The 4,419-nt window shown below is 60.6% G+C and carries 4 protein-coding genes; all 4 read right to left on the bottom strand.

Annotation, left to right across the window (positions count from 1 at the left end; all coding sequences use genetic code 11):
- Nucleotides 1–137: 137 nt before the first annotated feature.
- Complete coding sequence (locus tag GY725_20520) at nucleotides 138–2,459, bottom strand: ABC transporter permease (protein MCP4006570.1); 2,322 nt, start codon at nucleotides 2,457–2,459, stop codon at nucleotides 138–140.
- Between the two features lie 17 nt (nucleotides 2,460–2,476).
- The gene (locus GY725_20515; protein MCP4006569.1) at nucleotides 2,477–3,193 is read right to left on the bottom strand and encodes an ABC transporter ATP-binding protein; all 717 of its coding nucleotides are present in this window, start codon (nucleotides 3,191–3,193) and stop codon (nucleotides 2,477–2,479) included.
- Between the two features lie 309 nt (nucleotides 3,194–3,502).
- Nucleotides 3,503–3,814, bottom strand: coding sequence for an MFS transporter (locus tag GY725_20510; protein MCP4006568.1), 312 nt, complete (start codon nucleotides 3,812–3,814; stop codon nucleotides 3,503–3,505).
- 18 nt (nucleotides 3,815–3,832) lie between these two features.
- Nucleotides 3,833–4,255, bottom strand: a complete 423-nt coding sequence (locus tag GY725_20505; GenBank protein ID MCP4006567.1) for an MFS transporter — start codon at nucleotides 4,253–4,255, stop codon at nucleotides 3,833–3,835.
- Between the last annotated feature and the right edge of the window lie 164 nt (nucleotides 4,256–4,419).

Raw genomic sequence — 4,419 nt, 5'->3', positions numbered from 1 at the left:
GGCTGCGAAGCGCGATGCATCCGCCTGCGCTGCGTCGCGCGACCCTCTGCGGATCTACGGATCTGCGATCGGATCACGCTTCTTGCTCAGGCGGCGACTCCCGCTTCTCGCTCGAATCCTCCCTGTGCAGAGATTCCCTAGAGTTCGCGTCGCGTCAAGACTGCCGCGGGTATGGACGCGAGCGTGACGATTGCGAACGTAGCTCCGACGATCGCGGCGATCCCCATGGGATCCACGTAGGGGGTCAAAGGCCAGCCGAACGCCGAGCCGACGACATTCGAAAGGGGTACCGACAGGATCAGTCCCAACGGCACTCCGGTGACTAGCCCGCCCGTCGCCAGCAGGAGGCCGTCAGAGAGCACGATGGCGGTGATCTGCGAGGAAGTGGCGCCTGCGGTCACCAGCAGTACGAACTCGCGTCTGCGAGCAGCCGAGATCCCGATCAGGGAGTTTGCGACTGCGATTCCGCCGAGCACCAATGCGAGTGAGGAAATCGTGTAGCGGGTACCATCAAACCTGGAGACCGCCTTGTTCGCGAATTCTCGCAGTGCGGCTGCATCGACAAAGAAGAGCGGCTGGACTCCGGCCGTTCGCGCCCGCAAGTCAACGATCAGTTCGTCGATGGAGTTCACGGGCCACACAACCATGAACAGCATTCCCCGGGGCTTCCAGAGGTCGATGTACGTCGACGAATCCATCAGGATCTCTCCGGATGGCCCCGCGAATGCCCGAGATCTACAAACGACGTGATAGTCCCGAACACCCTGGGGAGTCTTGAGGGTGACGCTGTCACCGATGGCAATGTCGAATCTGCGGGAAAACGCGAAGGAGACTCCGACGCGTTCCGCGCCGAGTCCCGCCCGCGCGCATTCAGCGCGATTCCCTTTGAGCGCGGACGAGTTGTCGAGCGATTCGGCCGACAGGCGAACCTCCTGGCCCTCGTAGAGCAACGTCGCGGCGTACACGGGAGCAAGCTTTCTGACCTGAGGACTATTTTCGATAGCTTCAACGCCAGGACCGGATATGTGGTCTAGATGGCTAGCTTCGAACGGAGTTCCCGCGGTGACGTAGATGGCCTCTGGAAATCGTCCGACGGCATGCCTCGCAAGGCTCTCGCCGAAACTCTCCGTCAGTGTGGAGATGATCACGATGGCGACTGCGACTGCCGCGAGCGATAGGCCGGTGAGAGCCGCGGTTCGCGGGCGCGACGCCAGACCAGAACCCACCAGGTGGCCAATCCCGGGTGCCAGGGAAGAAGCAGCGCGAGCGAGGTTTCGGAACAGGCGCACGGTGCCTGCTCGGCTCTCGGTATTGCTGGAAGCCGCCCGGATGGACGAGAGGAGACCCGCGATCGACGCTCCGAGCCCAACTGCGAGAGCGACCAGGGCCGTGGCCCAGTTGGGGTAGATGTCACTCTCCTGAAGGCTGTCGTGGTTTTCTGCCAGGATCGAGACCGAACCTGCGACCAGTTGAGCGACGATCAATCCGAGGAAGAGGCCGATTGCAACGCCGACAATGGAAAACGCGATGCAGTCCGCCCAGAGGAGTCCCCGGATGAACTTCCTGGTGCAGCCCAGGGCGCGTAGGACCTCCAGTTCCCGGTAGCGCCGAGATACCGAGAGTGAGATCGCCGAATAACAGAGAATGCAGGCCGCCGCACCGGCAACTGCTGAGGCGATGAGTGCGGTTAGTCTGATCGCCGAAGCCGTTCTCGTCCGCCAATCCTCGCTGCTGGACGTGAGGCGAACCTCGGCGATTCCGCCCAGCTGGCGATCGAGTTCTTCGATCAGGGATGCCGGGGAAACCCCCTGCTCCGGGACGATATCGATTCGATCGAACCATCCTTCCCGTCCTACGATATGTGCCAGTGAATAGACATCCATGACACCGACCTGCCCGGCGAATGCATCCGCAACGCCACCCGGCCGAAGCATGCCTTCCACGACGAGTTCAATGGAGCGCCCTTCGAATAACACGGGCATCTTGTCGCCAAGTTCGAGACCGGCCAGCACCGAGAGCGGTTGCGTGATGATGATCGACTCCGGCCGTGCGAGCAGGCGAAGTGGATCGCGTATCCGAACGCCTGCGCGCTCGATCTCGTATTCTCGCAACTCCTTTTCTGCGACAAGGTCCAGGCCGAGAATGCGGATCGGTGTTCCGTCCGAAGCAAGAGTGAATGTCGCTTCGAAAAGTGGCGACGCCAACGCTACGCCGGGCGTTGCGGCCGCGATCTCCAACGCCTTCTCGGGGATTCCTACGAGTCCCGAAACCAGCTCGATCTTCGATTCTCCCGCCAGCGCTTTCGCGGATCGGTCCAGGTTGACCCGAGCAGTGCGTGACGTCATTTCCATTCCAGTGGCCAGGGCCACGCTCGCAGCGATCGACGCGATCGTGGCCAGGGCAAAGGCCAGATTTGAACGCAGATTTGCGTTGAGGCTCAGCAATACTCCAATCGGCAATCCCGAACGCTCGCCGATCAAAAGTCCGACCGATCGGCGGAATCTCTTTCAACTCGACCGTCACCGAGTACGACTACGCGATCTGCGCAACCCGTGGCTTCCGGGTCGTGCGTCATCATGACAATCGTCGTATCACCCTTTCGATTGATTTCAGAGAAGAGCGAGAGAACATCACTGCCTGTCCTGGAGTCCAGATTACCCGTTGGTTCATCTGCGAGGATCAATACGGGATCGATAATCAGTGACCTTGCGATGGCGACCCGTTGCATCTCGCCGCCGGACAGTTCATCAACGTCTCTTGCGGCTAGATCCCAAATTCCAAGTCGATCCATCAACTCCGCGACGCGTCCTCTGACGGTCTTCATTCGAGCTCCGTCCAGGAGCAACGGCAATGCGATGTTGTGATCCACGCTCAGCGTGGGTACGAGGTTGAAGAACTGGTAGATGACGCCAATGTTTCGCCGTCGGAAGAGCGCGCGCTCGTCGACGGACAGGTTTCCGATTTCGGTACCTGCGACGATCACCTTTCCGTCGCTCGGCTCCAGCATTCCGGCGATCAGTTCGAGCAGGGTAGTCTTCCCGCTGCCGCTTCGGCCGCGAACGACCAGGAATTCGCCCGCGGGAACTCGTAGCGTGACGTCGGATAGCGCTGCGACACGCAGTCCCGAACGTTCGTACGTCTTCGAGACCCCTTCTACGAGTACTGGCGCGAGCACATCATGTGACAAGTGCACGGCTCCGAATCCGAATGGCTTGAACCGGTTTTCAACTTGAAGTTCTTATAGCTCAAGCACGCGAGCGGAGTCACGCGAAAGTATTGCGGCTAGTCGATCGAGAAGGTGGAATACGCGCTCCTGTGTTGGGTCTGCAGTGGCTTGAAATTCGTTGCTCTCTCCGGAGTCGGAGTTTGGTCGAAATCGGCGAAGAGTCGCATAATGACGAATCTGTGCCGTCTATCGATCCCTGCTTCGAATTGGGAGCAGGTGGAGATGTCTCGGCATGCGAGAGTTCGCCGATTTCGGCGAAAAGAGAATTTCTGAAGCTCATTGATGGCTCGGGGCAGGGCGCTGATCACTCCGCGCGCGCGAGATCCTATGCGAGCGTTCGCGCACCCAGAAAAAGTGCGCGGCCGCCCAGATGTTCACAAAGCCCAAGAGCAAAAGAGACGTAGCGTAGGGATTCCGGGCTGAACCTCGGCTCCAGCGCACGCCCCGTCGCGCCAAGCGGTCCCCGTAGCAACCGCCGAGGAAGGTACCCGCGCCGCCCGCAATCCCGATGATCAGTGCCAGCCAGGTGCCGATCGAGCCCGCGCTCATGCTGAACGAGCACGCCAGGAAGGCCGGTAACCAGGCCACTGCCCCGTAGCCGACGAATCAGTTGAGGGTAGTGCCGATGACGATGTGCCGAAGTGAGCGCCGGTTCCGCATGAATGCGAACGCCGTCCAAACAGATGGCGCCGCCTGATCAGTTGCTTCAGAGGTGCGGGCTTCGGAGTGTCCGCGTGGTGGCTCGCGCAAGCTGAAGCGGACCCATACCGCAAGGAGCAGTCCCGGCAAGCCCGCGATGAAAAAGGCCGCGCGCCAGCCATGGAGTTGGCTGATCCAGCCTCCCGTCAAGAATCCCACGAGAATGCCCATATTCGCACCGGTTGCGAAGATGGCCGTCGCCCGATCTTCGGGCGGGTAGAAGTTCGCAATCATCGAGTGGCTGGGTGGACTCGAACCTGCCTCGCACGTTCCGACGCCGACGCGGGTAGCCGCCAGCTGCAGGGAATTCCGGGCGGTTTCACATAACATCGTCATTTCTCGCGACGCGGCATGACGGATCAGGGCTAGTGTCCTGTTTCAGAAGTTCCATCTCTAATGCTTCCGAGCGTGGACCTGGAGGACTCGGGAACAGAAGCGACGGATGCTGTCGAGGATCTGCTCGGCGCTCTTGGTCCAGATGAACGGCTTTGGCG

It is taken from the genome of bacterium (assembly GCA_024226335.1).
Lineage (GTDB): Bacteria > Myxococcota_A > UBA9160 > SZUA-336 > SZUA-336 > JAAELY01.
This window is presented reverse-complemented; position numbering and strand designations above follow the sequence as displayed.

What these genes read in the sequence shown, in the direction of transcription:
- GY725_20505 (MCP4006567.1), bottom strand. Translation starts at nt 4,255, where the DNA reads ATGTTATGTGAAACCGCCCGGAATTCCCTGCAGCTGGCGGCTACCCGC.